Origin of the sequence: Burkholderia sp. AU31652, from assembly GCF_002223155.1 — a bacterium.
Lineage (GTDB): Bacteria > Pseudomonadota > Gammaproteobacteria > Burkholderiales > Burkholderiaceae > Burkholderia.
Genome location: NZ_NKFG01000005.1, coordinates 1,542,073 through 1,560,978, shown reverse-complemented (window position 1 = coordinate 1,560,978; position 18,906 = coordinate 1,542,073). Strand labels below are relative to the sequence as shown.

Sequence of the window (18,906 nt, the reverse complement as noted above, 5' to 3'; positions counted from 1 at the left end):
GCTCAGTCCACTTCGTTCAGTGCATCGGACAGCGCGTTGACCAGGTTGTCGATCTCGCGCTTCTCGGAGATGAACGGGGGCGCCAGCTGGATCGTGTCGCCGCCGTAGCGCACGTAGAAGCCCTTCGCCCAGCAGCGCATCGCGATCTCGTACGGGCGCCGTGCCGGCTCGCCGGGCAGCGCCGCGATCGTCAGGCCGGCTGCCAGCCCGTAGTTGCGGATGTCGGTGATGTGGCGCTGGCCCTTCAGCCCATGCACCGCCGCTTCGAAATGCGGCGCGAGATCGCGCACGCGGGCCACCGCGTCTTCCTTCACCAGCAGGTCGAGCGCCGCGACGCCGGCCGCGCATGCGACCGGGTGCGCCGAATACGTGTAGCCGTGCGGGAACTCGAGCATGTACTCGGGGCCGCCCGCGGCCATGAACGTGTCGTAGATTTCCTTCGTCGCGATCACGCCGCCGAGCGGCTGCACGCCGTTCGTGACCTGCTTCGCGAAGTTCATGATGTCCGGCACCACGCCGAACGCATCGGCGCCCGTCATCGCGCCGGCCCGGCCGAAGCCCGTGATGACTTCGTCGAAAATCAGCAGGATGTCGTGCGCGGTACAGATGTCGCGCAGGCGCTTCAGATAGCCCTTCGGCGGCACGACCACGCCCGCCGAACCGGAGAACGGCTCGACGATCACGGCCGCGATGTTCGATGCATCGTGCAGCGCGATCAGCTCGAGCAGGCGGTCGGCCAGCTCGGCACCGTGCTCGGGCATCCCGCGCGAGAACTTGTTCTCGGCGAGTTGCGTGTGCGGCAGGAAGTCGGCGTCGAGGCCCTGGCCGAACAGCTTGCGGTTCGGCCCGATCCCGCCGACCGAGATGCCGCCGAAGTTCACGCCGTGATAGCCCTTCTCGCGGCCGATCAGGCGCGTCTTCGTGCCCTTGCCCTTCGCGCGCCAGTAAGCGCGGGCCAGCTTCAGCGAGGTATCGGCCGCTTCCGAGCCCGAACCCGTGAAGAACACGTAGTCGAGGCCGGCCGGCGTCAGGTCCTTGATCTTGTTCGCCAACTCGAACGATTTCGGATGGCCGAACTGGAATGCCGGCGCGTAGTCGAGTTGCGCGACCTGGCGGCTCACGGCCTCGACGATTTCCGTGCGGCCGTGACCCAGGCCCGTGCACCAGAGCCCCGACAGGCCGTCGAAGATCTTGCGGCCTTCGGCGTCCGTGTAATACGCGCCCTTGCCCGACACGATCATGCGCGGATCGGCCTTGAACTGGCGGTTGGCGGTGAACGGCATCCAGTGCGCGTCGAGCCACGCGGCGTCGGTGCGGAGGTTGGTTTCGTCGTGCTGGGCGGTGGTGATGTCGGTCATGTCGGTCGGCGCGGGGCGCCCCTCCTCCTTATGTTGATATTGCGCATTGTCGGGAGGCCAATTAGTCTTTTGAATATCGCAATATCAATGTTCACTTGCGCATCTATGCAAGCAAAGCAACCGAAGAGTCGCGCGCTGCTCGGGCAGCTCAGCGACATGGACCTCCGCCTGCTGCGGGTCTTCAAGGGCGTCGTGCAGTGCGGCGGGATGGCCGCGGCCGAACTGGAACTGAATATCGGCATCTCGACCATCAGCCGGCACGTGAAGGATCTGGAAACGCGCCTCGGCCTCGTGCTGTGCCGGCGCGGCCGCGCGGGCTTTACGCTGACGCCCGAGGGCCAGACGGTGTACGAGGAGACGCTGCGGCTGCTCGCGTCGATGGAAGCATTTCGCAGCAGAATCGACGGCATTCACGACCGGATGGGCGGCGAACTGCACATCGCGGTATTCGACAAGACGGCCACCAACGCGAACGCACGGCTCGGCGACGCGATCCGCCAGTTCGCCGACGAAGCGCCCGACGTCGCACTGAACCTGCATGTCGCGTCGATCAACGAGGTCGAGCGCGGGATCATCGACGGCAGCTATCAGGTCGGGATCATTCCCGCACACCGCAACTCGGGCAGCCTCGTGTATTCGGAGCTGTTCGACGAACGGATGCTGCTCTATTGCGGCCGCCAGCATCCGCTCTACGATGCGCCGCACGGCAAGCTCACTTGGACGACGATCCGCAACCATGCGTTCGCCGGCCTCGGCTTCCATTCGCCGAACATGGAGCTGAGCCATCGCGCGAAGCTCACGCGCAGCGCGACCGCGTCGGATCAGGAGTCGATCGCGACGCTGATCCTGTCCGGCCGTTATCTCGGCTTCCTGCCCGACCATTACGCGGAAAGCTTCGAAAACAAGGGGCTAATGCAGCCGATCGCGCCACACCGGTTCAATTACCGGTGCCGGTTCGTGAGCCTGCTGCGGCGCTCGCCTCGGCCGTCGCGGGCGGCGTTGCTGTTTCAGTCGTGCCTGGAAGCCGCGCATGCTGCGGCGCGGCCGGTCGCTTAACGGCCGTCGTGGCTGAGTGGCTGAGTGGCTGAGTGGCTGAACGGCTGAACGGTTGAACGGTTGAACGGTTGAACGGTTGAACGGTTGGGCAGCCTACGTCGGTTTCACTGCCGGTCAAGCGCCGTCGCCCGTGCCCGCCTGTGCACGCATCCGCTTCATGAAATGCATCGCGACGAGCGCCGCGGCAAAACCGGACATCGCGCCGACACCGAGCGCCCAGCGCGGGCCGAGATGATTCGCGACCCAGCCGGCCACCGGCGCGCCGATCGGCGTGCCGCCGAGCGCCACCGCGAGACGCAGCGCCATCACGCGGCCACGCATCGCCGGCTCGGTCGACAGTTGCACCAGGCTGTTGGTCGAGTTCATGAAGGTGATCGCGGCGATCCCGGTCAGCACGAGCGCGGCGCCGAACAGCCAGTAACCCGGCGCCAGCGCCGCCAGCGTGCAGCCGAGCCCGAACAGCGCCGCGCCGATCCACAGATGCCGGAAACGCGGCCGGTCGCGGCGCGCCGCGAGCAGCGCACCGGTGATCGTGCCGACGGCCATCATCGACGACAGCACGCCGAAGCCGCGCGCGTCGACGTGAAACACGCTGGCCGCCATCGTCGAGATGAACAGCTGGAAATTGAGCCCGAACGTGCCGATCAGGAACAGCATCACGAGGATCGCCTTCAGGTCCGGGCGCTGCCACACGTAGCGGAACCCGTCGAGCAGGCTCCCGCGCGTGCGGTCGGCTCGCGCATGCGCGCGCAACTCGTCGGCACGCAGCATCGACAGCGACGCCAGCACCGCGACGAAGCTGAGCCCGTTGAGCAGGAACGCCCAGCCGGTGCCGACCGACGCGATGATGAAGCCGGCCGCCGCCGGCCCGATCATCCGCGCCGCGTTGAACGACGTCGAGTTGAGCGCGACGGCGTTCGCCAGTTCCCGATCGGCGACCAGCTCGGCAACGAACGTCTGCCGCACCGGCGCATCGAATGCCGACGCACAGCCGAACAGGAACGCGAACAGATACACGTGCCACAGCTGCGCGACGCCGGTCACCGTCAGCAGCCCCAGCAAGAGCGCGAGCCCGCCCATCAGCGCCTGGGTCGCCATCAGCAGCTTGCGCTGGTCGAAACGGTCGGCCGCGTAGCCCGTCCACGGCAGCAGCAGAAGCTGCGGGCCGAACTGCAGCGACATCACGATGCCGACGGCCGACGCGTCGTGATGCGTGAGCTGCGTGAGGACGAGCCAGTCCTGCGCGGTGCGCTGGATCCACGTGCCGATGTTCGACACCAGCGAGCCGATCGCCCACACGCGATAGTTGAAGCTGCGAAGCGAGCGGAAGACGCCCGCCGCCGGCACGCTCATGGCCGCTCCCGGTCGGGCTCGTTGCCGCCGTGCAGCTCACCGAAGCGCCGCGCGAGGAACAGGCCGAGCGCGAAGATGCCGAGGCCGAATGCCGCCGCGTCTGCCGTGATGCGGAGGTCGAAGTCGCCGACTCTGCACACCAGCACGTAGGCAATCACGAGGTTTGCGACACCCCACAAGACATTCACGGTGGACGACGACAACCCGCGCCCGGGCGGATTCGCGAACGGCGTCTGGAACGGCTCGCCGCGCAACCCGCTGACGAGATGCGGCACGACGTTCGCGAGAAACGCGCCGCCGAAGAAATACGACACGAGATGCGGGAGGTTCATGTTCGGGCTTTCCTTGCGGCAAACGGGGCGAGGCGGTTTACGGACGCGCCGGTTCCTGGAATTCGGCGAGCCGCTGCAGCAGTTTCACGGCCGATGCGAGCTCGGCCTGCTCGGCCTCCGACAGTTGCGCGTGCAGCGCGCGGAACAGCCAGTCGTCCTTGGCCGCGCGGTTGGCCTGCAGCGCCTTGCGGAAACCGGGCGTGAGCGCGATCAGCGTCTGCCGGCCGTCGGTGGGATCGGGCTCGCCGCTGACGGCGCCGAGCGCCTCGAGCGTCGCGACCGTCACGCGCATCGACTGCGGCCGCACGCTTTCGGCGCGCGCGAGCGCCGACACGGTCGCGGGGCCGTCGCGGTCGAGCCGCAACAGCACCGATTTCTGCGATGACGTGAGGTCGTTCGGGTGGACCTGCTCCCGCATCCGCCGCATCAGCTTGCCGACCGAGATGCGAAGTTCGCCGGCGAGACCGGCCAGTGGGAGCGCTTCGGAGGGGGGCAATGGCGTGTTCATGAATTCAAGATAGCAGATATACAGGAAAACTGTACAGTTTAGCTGCACATTTCAAGCTGTAAGGATCGCGTCATCGCGTGCGCTCGAGTCGATGCGAAATGCCTCCGCTCGGCTGCACAAGCCGCGCTCTGCGATAATGCGGGCTCCCCATTTCCGCTCCACCGCCCGCCATGACGCAGCCGTCCGTCCCGCTCTCCACCGACCTGCCGCCGATCTCGTGCCTGCCCGGCGACGCGCTGCCGTGGCTGCCGATGAGCGCCGACCTGCCGGGGCTGGCGATCAAGTACCTGCACATCAATGCGGCCGAGGACACACTCACCGCGCTGCTGAAGATGCCGGCCGGCGGCACGCTGCCGCGCCACCGTCATGAAGGCGAGGTGTTCGTCCATACGTTGCAGGGGGCGTGGCGCTACCGCGAATACGACTGGGTGGCGCACGCCGGCTCGACGGTGCTCGAGCCGGCCGGGTCGGTGCATACGCCGGAAACGCTCGGCGCGCCGGGTGAGGACGTAATCACGCTCAACGTGATGCGCGGCGATCTCGTGCTGCTCGACGACGACGGCCGCGAGACCGCGCGCGAGAACTGCCGCGTCGCGCTGCTGCGCCAGCGCAAGCATGCGCGTACGGCGCCGGACGACGCCGCGCCGTTCGTCACGCGCTAAGGCAGGCGCTAACGCAGGCGCCGCCGTCGTGTCGCGATCCGCGTGGCGCCCGCACTCCCGGTCGACCGGATGGCCGCCGGTGCGCTGCGCCGGCCGCCCCGATCGTCACCGAAAGCGCCGGAAAAACGTCCGAATATCGTCGGCCAGCCGATCCGGCTCTTCCATTGCCGCGAAATGGCCGCCGCTCGGCATGTCGGTCCATTGCACGACGTCGAACACGCGTTCGAGCCAGCTGCGCGGCGGACGGCTGATTTCCTTCGGAAAGCGCGCGAACGCGATGGGTACCGTCACGCGTTGCCCGGCCGCGAAACGCATGGGCTGCAGCCGGTTTTCCCAATACATCTGCATCGATGAGCCGATGCAGCCGGTGAACCAGTAGAGCGAGATGCCGGTCAGCAGCGCATCGTGCGAAAACCGCCGTGCGACGTCGCCGTCGCAATCGCTCCACGCGCGGAATTTCTCGGCGATCCAGGCGGCCAGTCCGGCCGGCGAATCGTTGAGCGCGACGGCCAGCGTCTGCGGCTTCGTCATGTGCACATGCGCGTAGCCGCCTTCCAGCGCGGCCCACTCGCCGCGCTGCGTCACGAAGGCCCGTTCGTCGTCGGTCAGCGGCACGGCCGCGTCGGCCGGAGGTTCGTAGCTGCCGGGCAGGTAGTTCAGATGGATGCCGCCCACCCGGTCGGCATGCCGCGCGCCGAGCGCGATCGACACGCCTGCGCCGAGATCGCCGCCTTGTGCGCCGAAGCGTCGATAGCCGAGGCCGGACATCAACGCCGCCCAGCAGTCGGCGACCTGCAGTGCCGACATGCCGGGTGCCGTTGGCGCGGGCGAGAACAGGAAGCCGGGCAGCGACGGGACGACGACATCGAACGCGTCGTCAGGATCGCCGCCGAATGCCGCCGGATCGCACAGGCGCTCGATCAGCGCGGCGAATTCGAACACGGAGCCCGGCCAGCCGTGCGTGATGACGAGCGGATAAGGTTTCGGTCCCGCCCCACGCCGATGGATGAAGTGCACGCGCTGCCCGCCTGCGTCCGCGACGAACTGCGGCAACCGGTTCAGCGCACGTTCCACCGCGCGCCAGTCGAAGCGCTCGGCCCAGTAGTCGGTCAGTTCGCCCAGCCACGCGTCGTCCACACCCTGCTGCCACGGCTCGGCGGGCGTGAGCAACGGCGGGCGGCGGGCGCGCAGGCGCCGACGCAGGTCATCCAGCGCGTGATCGGGTATCGCAATGTCGAACGGCTCGGCGTGCATGGTGTCTCCTCGCGAAACGTGCCGGAGATTCTGCGCGATTTTTCCGACCTTCGCTGGCGTCTCGCGCCCGCGGGCATCAGCCCGCTTCCCGCTCCTCCGCACGCGCGTCGCGCCGCATCGCCTGCGGCGGGACGCCGAACCCGCGCACGAACGCCTCGCGCATGTGGCGGCGGTCGCGAAAGCCGTTTTCCTTCGCGATCACGTCGAGCGAATGGCGGCTCTGCTCGATCATCAGTCGCGCCCCCTCCAGCCGCAGCCGCTCGATCGCCTTCGCCGGCGACTGTCCCGTTTCGAGCGTGAACACGCGGCTGAACTGGCGCGGGCTCAGGTGGACGGCTTCGGCGAGATCCTCGACGGTCAGCGCGCGGCCGAGATTCTGCCGCGCGTAGTTCAGCGCGTTCTGGATCCGGTCGGATTTCGGTGCGAGTTCCAGCATTTCGGAATGCTGCGACTGGCCGCCGGCGCGCCGCTGGTGCATCACGAGCTTGTGCGCGACCGACCGGGCGGCATCGGCGCCGAGATCCTTTTCCACCATCGCGAGTGCGAGGTCGAGGCCGGCCGTCATCCCGGCCGACGTCCAGATCGGGCCGTCGACGATGTAGATCCGGTCGTCCTCGACGCGGATCTCCGGATAGCACCGCTGCATGTCGCGGCCGAACGCCCAGTGCGTCGTCGCGCGGCGCTGTGCCAGCAACCCGGCTTCGGCCAGCACGAACGCGCCCGTGCAGATGCCGGCGATCCGCCGCGCGCGTGCGCTGGTGCGGCGCAGGAACGCGACGACGCCGGCCGGCGCCGGCGAAGCGAGCGGATCGTTGACGCCCGCGACGATCCACGTATCGACGGCGATCCGCCCGCGCAGCGCGTGCGTGGCGACCGGCAGCCCGAGCGACGAGCGCACGTCGCCGCCGTCGACCGAATAGTTGGCCATCCCGTAGAACGGCTCGCTCGTGCCCATGTTCGCGTACTCGAACACCGATTGCGCGGCGAGCGCCATGATCTGGAAGCCGTCGCTGATCAGAAAGCCGATGCGGTGCATGTGGAATCTCCCGTCCCGGGCGAAGAGGTCGACCCGATGTCCGGAATCATACCCATCTACGTCATTTGTGTCGCAACGATTCGAGACCAGAATGGCTTCACGCCATCCGGCCATTTCCCTCGAAACGGAGCACATCATGACGCAAGCACATCGCGGTACCGCCCTCATTACCGGCGCTTCGTCGGGCATCGGCGCCGTCTACGCGGACCGCCTCGCGCGCCGCGGCTACGACCTGATCCTGGTCGCGCGCAACCGCGACCGCCTGGCCGCCCTCGCCGACCGCCTCACGAACGACACGCAGCGCAGCGTCGAGATCATCGACGCCGACCTCAACGACCGCACGGCACTCGCCGCCGTCGAGGCGAAGCTGAAGCAGGATGCGAGCATCACGCTGCTCGTGAACAACGCGGGCATCGGCACGCACACGCCGCTGCTCGACAGCGACGTCGATGCGATGACGCGGATGATCGACCTCAACGTGACCGCGCTCACGCGCCTCACGTATGCAGCGGTGCCCGGCTTCGTCGCCCGCGGCAACGGCGCGGTGATCAACATTTCGTCGATCGTCGCGATCTCGCCGGAAACGCTGAACGGCGTGTACGGCGGCAGCAAGGCGTTCGTGCTCGCGTTCAGCCAGTCGCTGCATCACGAACTCGCCGACAAGGGCGTGCAGGTGCAGGCCGTGCTGCCCGGCGCGACCGCCACCGATTTCTGGCAAACGGGCGGCCTGCCGCTCGAGCACCTGCCGAAGGAAATCGTGATGTCGGCGACCGACATGGTCGACGCGGCGCTGGTCGGCTTCGATCGTGGCGAACTCGTGACGATCCCGTCGCTGCACGCGGGTGACGAATGGGCCGCGTACGAGGCCGCGCGCCGCACGATGGCGCCCCACCTGTCGGCCGACACGCCCGCGCCGCGCTATTCGACGGCGGGCTGAGCACGCGACGCTCGCAGGTCGAAAGCAATAGCCGTTTCGAAGCCCGGGAGGTGCTGCGGAACACGGTGATACGTGGCGAATTGCCCGTCATCATCCGAAGTTCGGCGGCACGTTTCCGGGCATCTGCAGATTGATGAGTTCGTCCGCGGGAACGCGCACCGGATTGTTTCCCGATCTGCGTGGCGTCCCGCCGCCCCCGTTGCTCGACATATTCGGGACGGATCGTGTAGGCTGGCGCCCCTGCTCCTACACACCCCGACTCGCCATGGACAATGCCAAACGAACCGCGCGCATCGCGTCAGTTCTTCTCGTCGTCGCGCTCATCGAGCTGCTGGCGCTGCTGTTCGGCTACGGGTTCGCCAGTTCGATGGACGATCCGTACATGGGCCTTCGCGTGCTCATCACCGCGTTCTTCTGGGCGGCAGGCCTGTCGGTCATCGGGGTCATGGCGGCAATCGCGTGCCTGTCGATCGACCAGCAGGCGCGCGGCGGCACGATCTACTGGGCGCTGGCGCTGCACGGCCTGATCGTCCTGCCCGGGCTGTTTATGACCTTCCACTGAACCGCACCGCCACCGCCCGCGTCACGCCGATTCCGCACGCGGCACTGCCCGCACGCCCAGCAGCATCGCGACCGCGCATGCGGCCAGCAACGCCGCGATCATCAGCATCGCCGGGTCCATGCTGCCGGTTCTGGTGCGGATCAGCCCGACGAGCCACGGCGTGATCATGCCGCTCGACACGCCGATGCTGCTGATCAGCGCGATCCCGCCGGCCGCGCCCGCGCCGGAGAAATACGCGGACGGCACGGCCCAGAACACCGGATGCGCGGCGAAGATCAGCATCGCCGCGACCGACAGCAGCGCCATCATCGCGACGATGCTCGACAGGTGCAGCGTCAACAGCGCGAGCGCCACCGCGCCGCCGAGCGCACATGCCGCGAAGTGCCAGCGCCGTTCGCGCTTGCGATCGGAGCGCCGCGCGATCGCGATCAGGCCGGCCGCGCCGATCGCATTCGGCACCACCGACAACAGGCTGATCTGCACGACGTCGTGAATGCCGAATTCGCGGATCATCAGTGGCATCCAGAACAGCAGCATCAGGAGCGCGGTGGTCAGCGAGAAATAGATGAATGCGAACAGGTACGTGCGCGGTTCGGCCAGCACCTGCCGCAGCGAATGCGGCGCCGGCGTCCCGGCACCGGCGCGGTCGGCAGCGAGGTCGGCCGCGAGCCGCTGGCGGTCGGCGTCGGACAGCCAGCTCGCCTGCTCGGGACGATCGCACAGCCAAAACCAGGCCATCACGCCGAGCAGGACCGCGGGCGCGCCTTCGATCGCGAACATCCACTGCCAGCCGTGCAGCCCGAGCACGCCCGACATCCCGCGCATCAGCCAGCCCGACAGCAGCCCGCCGACCATCCCCGCCACCGCGACGCCCGCGTAGAAGATCGACAGCACCGACGCGCGCCGGCGTGCCGGATACCAGTACGTCAGGTAGAACACCACGCCCGGAAAGAACCCGGCCTCGAACAGCCCGAGCAGGAAACGCAGCACGTAGAAATGCTTCGCGCTGTCGACGGTGATCATCGCGACCGACACCGCCCCCCACAGGAACATGATCCGCGCAAACGTGCGGCGCGCGCCGAAGCGGCGCAGCAGCGCGTTGCTCGGCACCTCGAACAGCACATAGCCGACGAAGAACAGCACCGCGCCGAGGCTGTACATCGCATCGGTCAGGCCGAGATCCTGCCGCATCTGCAACTGCGCGAAGCCGATGTTGCTGCGATCGAGGATCGAAACGATGTAGCAGATGAACAGGAACGGCACGATTCGCGCACCGATGCGGCGGTACAGCGCGTCGTCGTCCGTTGAAGCGATACCGGACGCGACGGCACGCGCGGCGTCCGCTTGAAGAGGGGCTGACATCGATCGTCTCCTCGCTGGGTTCGGGTACGGGACTCACACGTCGTGCCAGTCGCCGCCGCCCGCGAGCGGCGACCGGCCGTGGCTCGCTCAGTCGCGCGGCGCGGCTTCGCCTTTCACGCCGAGCATCAGCGCGACGCCGCTCGCCACCAGCAGCGCGGCCAACAGATACACGGCGAGATCCATGCTGCCGGTGCGCGTGCGGATCATCCCGATCACCCACGGGCTGACGATCCCGCTCGTGATCCCGATGCTGCTGATCAGCGCGATCCCGGCCGCGGCGGCGTTGCCCGACAGGTAGCGGGTCGGCACCGCCCAGAAGATCGGCAATGCGGCAAAGATCAGCGTCGCCGCGACCGACAGGCACGCGAGCATCGCCGCGAAGCTGTGCAGATGCAGCGTCAGCGCCGCGAGCGCGAGCCCGCCGCCGATCGTGCAGCACGCGAAGTGCTTGCGCCGCTCGCCGGTGCGATCCGAACGGCGCGCGATCAGGATCAGCCCCACCGCACCGACCGCATTCGGCACCACCGTGTACAGGCTCACGGCCACGACGTCGGTCACGCCGAAGTCGCGGATCATCAGCGGCATCCAGAAGTTGAGCGTCAGCGACGCGCAGGTCAGCGAGAAATAGATGAACGCGAACAGGTACACGCGCGGGTTCGCAAGCGCGGCCACGAGGCTGCGCCCGTCGTGCGCGTGGCCGTGGCCGCGGCCGTCGGCGCACAGCGCGGCGACCCGCGCCTTTTCATCGGACGTGAGCCACGTGGCGTCCTGCGGGCGGTCGACCAGCAACGTGAACGCGGCGAACGCGAGCAGGATCGCCGGCGCGCCTTCGATCGCGAACATCCACTGCCAGCCGTGCAGCCCGAGCACGCCGCTCATGTCGCGCATGATCCAGCCCGACATCAGGCCGCCGAGCACGCCGGCCACCGCGACGCCCGCGAAGAACACCGAGATCGCGGCCGCCCGCCGGTTCGCGGGGAACCAGTAGGTCAGGTACAGCACGATGCCGGGAAAGAAGCCCGCTTCGAACACGCCGAGCAGGAAGCGCAGCACGTAGAAATGCGACGGCTGCGACACGAACATCATCCCGGTCGACGCGATGCCCCACAGCAGCATGATCCGCGTGAAGGTGCGGCGTGCGCCGAAACGCGCGAGCAGCAGGTTGCTCGGCACTTCGCAGAACACGTAGCCGACGTAGAACACCGCGGCGCCGAGGCCGTACATCGCGTCGCTGAAGCCGAGATCGTGCTTCATCTGCAACTGCGCGAAGCCGATGTTGATCCGGTCGAGGAACGAGATGACGTAGCAGAGGAACAGGAACGGCACGATCCGCCAGGCGATCTTGCGGAACAGCAGCGCGTCGTCCGTGGCGGCGGAAGCGGAAACCGAAGCGCTCGCGTGCGCGAGCGTCGCTTCGGCGGGAAGCGATTGGGGCATGTCTCTCTCCAAACAGGCTGCGCGATTCGAGCGCGCAAGCCGTCTCCCAGGGCGTACGTGCGCCCTGCTTTCTTGTGAGATCGGATACGGCGGACGGAAAGCCGGCAGGAAGCCGTGGCCCGTCGCCGCGTCAGAAAAAAGGCGGAGCGCCCTGCCGGACACCCCGCCTGTGCAAGCCGCTCAGTCCTGCAGCGCGGCCCACATTTCCTTGTCGCGCTGCGCGGTCCAGATGCGCGGATGCGTGATGCCGCTCGCTTCGTCGAATGCACGCGACACGTCGAACGGCAGACAGTGCTCGTAGATGAACACGTGGCCGAACTTCGGATCCATCGCTTCGCGCGTGAGCGCCATCGACGCCTTCAGGTCGAGCTTCTGCTCGACGGCCTTGCGGCCCTGTGCGAGCAGCGTCGTGACGAAATCCTTCGTGTAGTCGAGGCCCTTGTTCACGTCGGCCGGGTTCAGCAGCGCGGGGCCGCGGCCCGGCACGAGCTTCTCGGCGCCGAGCGCGCGCAGCGCCTCGAGCGTGGCCGGCCATTGTTCGAGCTGCGCGTCGCCGCAGTAGCACGCGGCGTCGTATTCGACGAGGTCGCCCGAGAACAGCACTTTCTGCGACGGGATCCAGACGATCGTGTCGCCCTTCGTGTGGCCCGAGCCGACGTGCATGATCTTCACTTCGAGCTTGCCGAGGAACAGCGTGATCTCGCGCTCGAACACGAGCGTCGGCCAGGTCAGGCCGGGCACCGTCTCGACACCCGCGAACAGGCGCGGGAAACGCTCGATCTCCGACTTCATGTCGGCCTCGCCGCGCTCGACGATCATCTCGTACGTGCCGCGGCTCGCGATCACGTGCTGCGCGCCTTCGTCGAAATACGCGGACGCGCCAAGCACGCGCACCGCGTGGTAATGCGACAGCACCACGTGCTTGATCGGCTTGTCGGTCACGCTGCGGATCTTCGCGATCAGGTCCTGCGCCATCGCGGGCGTCGCGGTCGTGTCGACGATCAGCACGCTGTCGTCGCCGATGATCACGCCCGAGTTCGGGTCGCCTTCGGCGGTGTACGCGTAGGCGTTCTCGGACAGCTTCGTCCAGGTGACTTTCTTCTCTTCCAGATCGGCTTGGGAGGCGAATGCTTTGGCCATGTTGCGTTCCGTGGCTGCGAGCCATGTGTTGAGGGGAGTGAGCGGATCATCTTCCTGCGCCGATTATTTGTCAATGACAAAGTCACTTGCTATTGTCTAATACGGGTAAACCTGCGGGCTGGCGCGATAAATGGCGTCGGATACCATGCGGGGTTTCGTCAACGGAAGAATCATCGCGTGCAGAACCACGAAGTCAGCGCAGACGACGCGCCGCCCAAGGCGCAGCGCGGGATCCAGAGTGTCGAGGTCGGCGGCCGGCTGCTCGACGCGCTCGCGCGCCGGCGCAAGCCGCTCGGCCTGTCCGAGCTGGCCGCGGCGGCCGACCTGTCGACCGCGCAGGCGCACACCTATCTCGTCAGCCTGACGCGGCTCGCACTCGTGAAGCGCGATGCGATCACCGGTAACTACGAGCCGGGCCCGTTGTCGCTGCGGCTCGGGCTGATGTCGATCGAGCGCCAGCCGGCCTATCGCGCGGCGCTGCCGCACGCGGCGCGGCTCGCGGAAGCGGTTGGCCTGAGCGTTGCGCTGTCGGTGCCGGGCGTGCTCGGGCCGACGATCGTGCGCATCGAGCACGGCGGCTATCCGCTGCACGTGAACCTGCACGTCGGCTCGGTGATGTCGCTCGACACGACGGCCACCGGCCGCGTGTTCCGCGCGTTCGGCGACCCCGCCCAACTCGATGCGATGGCGGCCAGCCAGGCCGGCGCGGGCGCCACCCTCGCGGGCGCCGAGCAGCCCGCGCCGGACGCCGGCGTGCCGCAGGCGGAACTCGACGCGATCCGCGCACGCGGTATCGAGCGCGGCGTCGACCTGCCGAGCCCCGGCGTCAGCGCGATGTGCGTGCCGGTGTTCGACGCGCAAGGCACGCTGCAACTCGCGTTGACGGTGATCGGTTCGACGGGCTCGATCGACGTCGACTGGGACGGCCCGATCGCGGCGGCGTTACGCGACGCGGCTCTTCAGGCAACCGCATCGCTCGGCGCGGCGCACGATGCGCCTCCGCCGGCTTCCACCTCGGCGCCGACCGCCCCGCGCGTGCCGCCCGCACTGGCCGACGATGCGAAAGCGCAGCGCGGGATCAATGCGCTCGACAGCACCGGCGAGCTGCTGCTCGCGCTGGTGTCGGCGGGCCGCGCGCTGCCGCTGCGCGATCTCGCGGCGGCCGCCGGCATGCCGGCCGCGAAGGCCTTTCCGCATCTCGTCAGCCTGCAGAAGATCGGCCTGCTGAGCCGCGACGACGCCGGCTGCTTCGGCGGCGGCCCGCTCGGGCAGGCACTCGGCCTGATCGCGATGCAGCGCGTGTCGCCGACGCGCGACTCGGAAGCCGAGATCGTCGCGCTGGCCGGCGCGACCGACATGAGCGTCGCGGCCGCGACGCTCGGGCCGCTCGGCCCCACGGTAATCCGCCTGGAGGAATCGGCACGACCGCAGCACGTGAGCCTGCAGGTCGGCACGGTGATGTCGCTCGTCAATACGGCGATCGGACGGATCTTCGCGGCCGGCATGTCCGACGACGTGCTGGCCGACCTGCTCGCCAACGAGCCCGTGCGCCTCGCGGGCCGCGCCGCCGCGCCGGTCGACGCGGCCTTCCGCGCGCGGCTCGCGACGATCCGCGCGGACGAACTCGATTTCGCATTCGACGCGCCGGTGCCGGGCATCGGGACGGTCGCCGCGCCCGTGTTCGATCACACCGGCAGCATCCGGCTCGTGATCGCGATCATCGGCTCGTCGCGCGGCTTCCCGCGCGGGCCCGACAGCGAGCTCGCGCAGGCGCTGCTCGCCGCGACGCGACGGCTGTCGTGGCGGTTCGGGTGGATCGGCGGATAGCCGTCCTCTTTTTTCTCTTCTTCCCTCCGCCAGACCGCGCCGCGAGGCGCAGCCTCGCCACGCCTGCGCGCCAGGCCTTTCCGGGGCGGGATGGCCGTACTAAATGACATCGCTATGAAGCCGTGTGCGACCGCCATTCATGTTGCATCGCGGCAACATAAACTGTCAGGAATTCTCATATAACGAAATCGCATTTCACAAAGCGGAGGTGTTTCGCTATGATTAGGGTTATCCCTAACTCGCCACCTATATGGGGCTTCGTCATGCAAACGTCTAACACCTCCGACCGTTCCACCGAATCCGCTGGCTGGCTCGCACGTATGGGCGAGCTGATTGCAGAAGCTTGGGCACTCCACCTCGAGAACTGCGAAGTCATCGCTGAAGCACACGCACGCCTGCCGCGCTGAGCGCGGAATGGCCGGCCGCCAGCCGGTTGGCCCGACGATACCCTGCCTGATCCGCTTGCCCGGACGCGCGCCATGAGGCCGCCGCGTCGGGCAACGGATTGCAAGGCAAGTCGTCAGAAACAGGCCGGGTGATCCCGTTGGATGCGCGCCGTGTTTCAGGCGCGCGTTGAAGTCGCCTTGAAGTTGCTTTAAAGCCGACGCCGGCGCCGCGATCAACCTCGGCGCGGTTTTGTCTGCCGGTTGCCCGGGCAGGCAGCTGCTATCTCGCCGGCGCGTGAGTCCGCCGGATCATCGCGAGCGGAAGATTCATCCGCGTTGCAGGCCCGGGCGCCGAACCCCGCCTCACGCCTGCCCCCTCTCCCGATTGCCGGCTTGCTCCGCGCAAACGCGCAGCCTCATGCGCCGTCGTTTCAACGACGGCCGCACACGCCTCCCCGCCCCCATCACACCTGAATCGACGGCACGTCCTTCATGCAGCGCAGCGCGAACATCGAGCGGCTGTGACGGATGCTCGAAATCTTGTACAGCTTTTCGCGCAGGAACCGCTCGTAACCGGCCGTGCCATCCACCGCGACCTTGATCCAGTAGTCGTACTCGCCCGACACGAGATACGCCTCGAGCACCTCGGGCAGCGCGGCGAGTTCCTCGCCGAAGCGCGCAAGCGCGTCGTCCTCGTGGCGATCGAGCGTGACTTCGAGGATCACGATGTCCGCATAGCCCAGCTTGCGCTGATTGACGAGCGCGACGTAACCGTCGATGTAGCCGTCCACCTCGAGCTGCCGCGTGCGGTTCCAGCACGCGGTGGTCGACATGCCGATCTGTTCGGCCAGTTCGGCGTTCGACAGACGCGCATTTTTCTGCAGTGCACCGAGGATCTTGCGGTCCTGGCTGTCGAGCGTTTTCGGCGAGCGTTCACGTGTGGCCATGGCAAAAAGAATCTTCTACTGAAAACCGGGATTCTATCTGAACGACATTCCGGATTTGTGTCGGTTTGTGTGGAAAAGCGGAAGCCTTTTAATCCGGCCCCTTGATATATTTTTACCCATGCCTGCTGTCCGGCACGTTCCCCGCGACAACCCCTTCGCACCGGGACGCACAGCCGCAATCACGAGTTGCGGTGCCGGCCGGCAGGCATGCGATTCCCCGCCGTCCGCGCGCCTATCCGGCCGCGCGGCCTCGGCGCCCGTGATCCTGTTCCTGCCCTACCCGTCATGTCGTTCAGGCTTTACCTGTCGTTTCTCGCGGCTTCCGCCGTTCTCGTCTACGCCCCCGGCCCCGTCAACCTCCTCACCATGAACCAGGCGCTACGCGCCGGCTGGCGCCGCGCGCTGCCGTGCGTCTGGGGCGGCACGCTCGCCGTGCTGCTGCAACTCGCGCTGACCGCGCTGTGCCTGAATTCGCTCGTGCATCTCGACGAGCGCGCGCTGACCGTGCTGCGCTGGGCCGGCGCGGCCTACCTCGTCTGGCTCGGCTGCAAGCAATGGCTCAGCCGCACGCCGGCCGGCGCACCCGCCGCCTCGGCCGGCCCGGCCGGACCGGCCACGCCGGACACCGACTCGCACCGCGCGCTGTTCTGGCGCGGCGTGGCAACCTCGGGCCTCAATCCGAAGACGCTGCTGTTCTTCCCGTCATTCTTCCCGCAGTTCATCAGCCCCAACGCCGACTGGAACCTGAACCAGCAGTACCTGCTGCTCGCGGCGACGTTCGCGGTGCTGTTCGCGGGCGGCGTCGCGTCGATGGCGCTGTTCTCGCACCGGCTGAGCCGCGCGCTGCAGCGGCCCGCGCGGATGCGCGCGATGAACCGCGTGACGGGTGGCCTGCTCGTCGGCATGGGCGCGATCATGGTCGGCTGGAACTGAACGCGGCCGGGCGGCCGGCTTCATCGCGGCCGCCGCAACGCCCCTCGAAAAAGCAGCCGAGCGCCGAATGCTTTAGGGTAGCGGCTGTTTCGTTGGACATGCCCGGCCAGCCGGGCGACTGGATGAAGCTTCTCACTTCCCGCCTGCGGCGCCTGTTCGCGCCGATCGGCCTGCACTGGTATCTCGCTCTCCTCCTCGCGCTCGACGCGCTCATGGTGCTGCGCCCCGTCGTCGAGCATGCCCGGCTCGGCGTGCATCACGCGTGGCTCGCCGATGCGCTGAACCTCGTCGACAACGCCGGGCTCGTCGTGTTGCCGCAAGTGGTCGTCGCGGCCGGCCTCGCGACGATGGCCATCGGCATCGTGCTGCGCGCCCGCGTCGCGTGGGTGCTGTCGATCCTGCTGCTGGTCGCGGCCGCCGCGATCAGCGTGCTCGGCGGCTATCGCAGCCACGCGGTGTTCGTCTATACGGCCGTGCTGGCCGTCGCGCTGCTGTACTACTGGCGGCACTTCGACCGCGCGAGCGTCGCCGCGAGCAGCCTGTTCGCGTTGCTGAGCATCGTGTCGCTGCTGATCTACGCGACCTTCGGCGTGCTGTATCTCGGCGACGAATTCACGCCGCCCGTCCACGATCTCGCCACGGCCGTCTATTTCTCGATCGTGTCGATGTCGACGGTGGGCTACGGCGACATCGTCCCGCACGCGCCGACCGCCCGCCTGTTCACCGCGTCGGTGATCGTGCTCGGCATCACGGTGTTCGCGACGTCGATCAGCGCGGTCGTCGGGCCCGTGATCGGCGGCAATCTGAAACGGATCGTCAAGGGAGGCATTTCGAACGTGATCCGCAAGCATCATTACCTGATCGTCGGCGCGACACCCGTCGCGCATGCCGTGCACGACGGGCTGCGCAAGCGCGGCTACGCGGTGACCGTCGTCGTGCCGGCCGGCGTCGAGCACAACTATCCGGCCGCGACCGACCTGATCGTCGGCGATGCGACCGACCACGCGGTGCTGGAACGCGCCGGCGCGGCGACCGCGCGTGCGGTGCTCGCGCTGCGCTCCGACGATGCCGAAAACGCGTTCATCATCCTCGCGATCCGCGAGATCGCATCGTCGGTGCGCACGGTCGCGCTCGTGAACCAGCAGCGCAACCTCGAACGGCTGCGCCTGCTGAAGCCCGACATGGTGTTTTCGCCGCAGCAGCTGGCGGGCGAACTGCTGGCCAGCACGCTCAACGACGAACCCGTCGACAAGTCGCTGATCTCGCACCTGCTGTTCGGCACGGCCGACGCCGCATGACCGTGTGACCCGGTGCCCCGGATTGGCCGGTGCGCGCCCGGTACAATCGCGCGATGTCCGAATTGCTCACTTACGGCGGCCTGTTCGCCGTGTCGATGGTCGCCGCGACCCTGTTTCCGCTCCAGTCCGAAGCCGTGCTCGCCGGCCTGCTGCTCGCCGGGCGCGAACCCGTGTGGGCGCTGGTGCTCGTCGCGAGCATCGGCAACGTCGCCGGCTCCGTGATCAACTGGGCGCTCGGGCGCGGCATCGAGCACTTCCGCGAACGCCGGTGGTTTCCCGTCAAGCCCGCCGCACTTGCACGCGCCGAGCGCTGGTATGCGCGCTACGGCCGCTGGTCGCTGCTGCTGAGCTGGGCGCCCGTGATCGGCGATCCGCTGACGATGATCGCCGGTGTGCTGCGCGAGCCGCTGCCGTCGTTCCTCGCGATCGTGACCGTCGCGAAAGTCGCGCGGTATCTCGCGATCGCGTGGCTCGTGACGCACTGACACCCGCTTCTCTTCGCCCATCCGCGCAACGTC

General features: G+C 67.9%; 18 protein-coding genes. 8 read left to right on the top strand and 10 right to left on the bottom strand.

Going from position 1 to position 18,906, the window contains the following annotated elements; translation table 11 throughout:
- Positions 1-2 precede the first annotated feature (2 nt).
- Complete coding sequence (locus CFB40_RS24545; RefSeq protein ID WP_089427569.1) at positions 3-1,358, bottom strand: aspartate aminotransferase family protein; 1,356 nt, start codon at positions 1,356-1,358, stop codon at positions 3-5.
- Positions 1,359-1,463: 105 nt separating this feature from the next.
- On the opposite strand from CFB40_RS24545, the gene CFB40_RS24540 reads away from it, so the two are divergent.
- Entirely contained in the window at positions 1,464-2,414 is a 951-nt protein-coding gene (locus tag CFB40_RS24540; RefSeq protein WP_179255304.1) for a LysR family transcriptional regulator, read from the top strand.
- 114 nt (positions 2,415-2,528) lie between these two features.
- Here CFB40_RS24540 and CFB40_RS24535 read toward each other — a convergent pair whose 3' ends face one another.
- From CFB40_RS24535 to CFB40_RS24525, 3 genes are read right to left on the bottom strand one after another with little or no spacing between them, the layout of a single operon-like run.
- A complete protein-coding gene (locus CFB40_RS24535) occupies positions 2,529-3,767 on the bottom strand; it encodes an MFS transporter (protein WP_089432631.1) in 1,239 nt (412 codons plus the stop codon).
- The gene (locus CFB40_RS24530) at positions 3,764-4,099 is read right to left on the bottom strand and encodes a hypothetical protein (protein ID WP_089432630.1); all 336 of its coding nucleotides are present in this window, start codon (positions 4,097-4,099) and stop codon (positions 3,764-3,766) included. The genes CFB40_RS24535 and CFB40_RS24530 overlap by 4 nt, the downstream gene beginning before the upstream one ends.
- A gap of 37 nt (positions 4,100-4,136) precedes the next feature.
- Positions 4,137-4,607 carry a MarR family winged helix-turn-helix transcriptional regulator gene (locus CFB40_RS24525; RefSeq protein WP_089432629.1) on the bottom strand — a complete coding sequence of 157 codons (471 nt, stop codon included), beginning with the start codon at positions 4,605-4,607 and terminating at the stop codon, positions 4,137-4,139.
- 170 nt (positions 4,608-4,777) lie between these two features.
- Here CFB40_RS24525 and CFB40_RS24520 point away from each other — a divergent pair, with 170 nt between their 5' ends.
- Positions 4,778-5,269, top strand: a complete 492-nt coding sequence (locus CFB40_RS24520; protein ID WP_089427574.1) for a 2,4'-dihydroxyacetophenone dioxygenase family protein — start codon at positions 4,778-4,780, stop codon at positions 5,267-5,269.
- A gap of 105 nt (positions 5,270-5,374) precedes the next feature.
- Here the strand turns inward: CFB40_RS24520 and CFB40_RS24515 are convergent, their stop codons facing one another.
- Together CFB40_RS24515 and CFB40_RS24510 are read right to left on the bottom strand one after the other, a co-directional pair.
- A complete protein-coding gene (locus tag CFB40_RS24515) occupies positions 5,375-6,523 on the bottom strand; it encodes an epoxide hydrolase family protein (protein WP_089432628.1) in 1,149 nt (382 codons plus the stop codon).
- Between the two features lie 76 nt (positions 6,524-6,599).
- On the bottom strand, positions 6,600-7,559 hold the full coding sequence (locus CFB40_RS24510; RefSeq protein WP_089432627.1) for a GlxA family transcriptional regulator: 960 nt from the start codon (positions 7,557-7,559) through the stop codon (positions 6,600-6,602).
- 136 nt (positions 7,560-7,695) lie between these two features.
- Between CFB40_RS24510 and CFB40_RS24505 the strand changes: the two genes are divergently transcribed.
- Positions 7,696-8,496 (top strand): SDR family NAD(P)-dependent oxidoreductase, encoded by an 801-nt coding sequence (locus CFB40_RS24505; RefSeq protein WP_089433306.1) that lies wholly within the window; start codon positions 7,696-7,698, stop codon positions 8,494-8,496.
- Between the two features lie 265 nt (positions 8,497-8,761).
- Positions 8,762-9,058 (top strand): hypothetical protein, encoded by a 297-nt coding sequence (locus CFB40_RS24500; protein ID WP_089427580.1) that lies wholly within the window; start codon positions 8,762-8,764, stop codon positions 9,056-9,058.
- Positions 9,059-9,079: 21 nt separating this feature from the next.
- Here the strand turns inward: CFB40_RS24500 and CFB40_RS24495 are convergent, their stop codons facing one another.
- The 3 genes from CFB40_RS24495 to CFB40_RS24485 all read right to left on the bottom strand — a co-directional run bounded on the left by CFB40_RS24495 (position 9,080) and on the right by CFB40_RS24485 (position 12,997).
- Entirely contained in the window at positions 9,080-10,420 is a 1,341-nt protein-coding gene (locus CFB40_RS24495) for an MFS transporter (protein ID WP_089432626.1), read from the bottom strand.
- Positions 10,421-10,507: 87 nt separating this feature from the next.
- Positions 10,508-11,857: an MFS transporter gene (locus CFB40_RS24490; RefSeq protein ID WP_089427582.1), complete on the bottom strand. Its 1,350-nt coding sequence runs from the start codon at positions 11,855-11,857 to the stop codon at positions 10,508-10,510.
- Positions 11,858-12,037: 180 nt separating this feature from the next.
- Positions 12,038-12,997 (bottom strand): MBL fold metallo-hydrolase, encoded by a 960-nt coding sequence (locus CFB40_RS24485; protein WP_089427583.1) that lies wholly within the window; start codon positions 12,995-12,997, stop codon positions 12,038-12,040.
- Positions 12,998-13,174: 177 nt separating this feature from the next.
- Here CFB40_RS24485 and CFB40_RS24480 point away from each other — a divergent pair, with 177 nt between their 5' ends.
- Positions 13,175-14,824: an IclR family transcriptional regulator gene (locus tag CFB40_RS24480; RefSeq protein ID WP_089432625.1), complete on the top strand. Its 1,650-nt coding sequence runs from the start codon at positions 13,175-13,177 to the stop codon at positions 14,822-14,824.
- A gap of 850 nt (positions 14,825-15,674) precedes the next feature.
- Here the strand turns inward: CFB40_RS24480 and CFB40_RS24470 are convergent.
- Positions 15,675-16,157, bottom strand: coding sequence for an Lrp/AsnC family transcriptional regulator (locus CFB40_RS24470; protein WP_021159229.1), 483 nt, complete (start codon positions 16,155-16,157; stop codon positions 15,675-15,677).
- A 285-nt stretch (positions 16,158-16,442) separates the two neighbouring features.
- On the opposite strand from CFB40_RS24470, the gene CFB40_RS24465 reads away from it, so the two are divergent.
- The 3 genes from CFB40_RS24465 (at position 16,443) to CFB40_RS24455 (ending at position 18,873) form a co-directional block, all read left to right on the top strand.
- Positions 16,443-17,090 carry a LysE family translocator gene (locus CFB40_RS24465; protein WP_089432624.1) on the top strand — a complete coding sequence of 216 codons (648 nt, stop codon included), beginning with the start codon at positions 16,443-16,445 and terminating at the stop codon, positions 17,088-17,090.
- 122 nt (positions 17,091-17,212) lie between these two features.
- Complete coding sequence (gene kch / locus CFB40_RS24460) at positions 17,213-18,388, top strand: voltage-gated potassium channel protein (protein WP_089433305.1); 1,176 nt, start codon at positions 17,213-17,215, stop codon at positions 18,386-18,388.
- Between the two features lie 53 nt (positions 18,389-18,441).
- Positions 18,442-18,873, top strand: coding sequence for a YqaA family protein (locus CFB40_RS24455; protein ID WP_089427586.1), 432 nt, complete (start codon positions 18,442-18,444; stop codon positions 18,871-18,873).
- Positions 18,874-18,906: the final 33 nt, after the last annotated feature.

Excerpts from the sequence above, each read along its gene's own strand:
- CFB40_RS24545 (WP_089427569.1), bottom strand. The coding sequence starts at position 1,358 with ATGACCGACATCACCACCGCCCAGCACGACGAAACCAACCTCCGCACC.
- CFB40_RS24540 (WP_179255304.1), top strand. The coding sequence starts at position 1,464 with ATGCAAGCAAAGCAACCGAAGAGTCGCGCGCTGCTCGGGCAGCTCAGC.
- CFB40_RS24535 (WP_089432631.1), bottom strand. The coding sequence starts at position 3,767 with ATGAGCGTGCCGGCGGCGGGCGTCTTCCGCTCGCTTCGCAGCTTCAAC.
- CFB40_RS24530 (WP_089432630.1), bottom strand. The coding sequence starts at position 4,099 with ATGAACCTCCCGCATCTCGTGTCGTATTTCTTCGGCGGCGCGTTTCTC.
- CFB40_RS24525 (WP_089432629.1), bottom strand. The coding sequence starts at position 4,607 with ATGAACACGCCATTGCCCCCCTCCGAAGCGCTCCCACTGGCCGGTCTC.
- CFB40_RS24520 (WP_089427574.1), top strand. The coding sequence starts at position 4,778 with ATGACGCAGCCGTCCGTCCCGCTCTCCACCGACCTGCCGCCGATCTCG.
- CFB40_RS24515 (WP_089432628.1), bottom strand. The coding sequence starts at position 6,523 with ATGCACGCCGAGCCGTTCGACATTGCGATACCCGATCACGCGCTGGAT.
- CFB40_RS24510 (WP_089432627.1), bottom strand. The coding sequence starts at position 7,559 with ATGCACCGCATCGGCTTTCTGATCAGCGACGGCTTCCAGATCATGGCG.
- CFB40_RS24505 (WP_089433306.1), top strand. The coding sequence starts at position 7,696 with ATGACGCAAGCACATCGCGGTACCGCCCTCATTACCGGCGCTTCGTCG.
- CFB40_RS24500 (WP_089427580.1), top strand. The coding sequence starts at position 8,762 with ATGGACAATGCCAAACGAACCGCGCGCATCGCGTCAGTTCTTCTCGTC.
- CFB40_RS24495 (WP_089432626.1), bottom strand. The coding sequence starts at position 10,420 with ATGTCAGCCCCTCTTCAAGCGGACGCCGCGCGTGCCGTCGCGTCCGGT.
- CFB40_RS24490 (WP_089427582.1), bottom strand. The coding sequence starts at position 11,857 with ATGCCCCAATCGCTTCCCGCCGAAGCGACGCTCGCGCACGCGAGCGCT.
- CFB40_RS24485 (WP_089427583.1), bottom strand. The coding sequence starts at position 12,997 with ATGGCCAAAGCATTCGCCTCCCAAGCCGATCTGGAAGAGAAGAAAGTC.
- CFB40_RS24470 (WP_021159229.1), bottom strand. The coding sequence starts at position 16,157 with ATGGCCACACGTGAACGCTCGCCGAAAACGCTCGACAGCCAGGACCGC.
- CFB40_RS24465 (WP_089432624.1), top strand. The coding sequence starts at position 16,443 with ATGTCGTTCAGGCTTTACCTGTCGTTTCTCGCGGCTTCCGCCGTTCTC.
- kch (WP_089433305.1), top strand. The coding sequence starts at position 17,213 with ATGAAGCTTCTCACTTCCCGCCTGCGGCGCCTGTTCGCGCCGATCGGC.
- CFB40_RS24455 (WP_089427586.1), top strand. The coding sequence starts at position 18,442 with ATGTCCGAATTGCTCACTTACGGCGGCCTGTTCGCCGTGTCGATGGTC.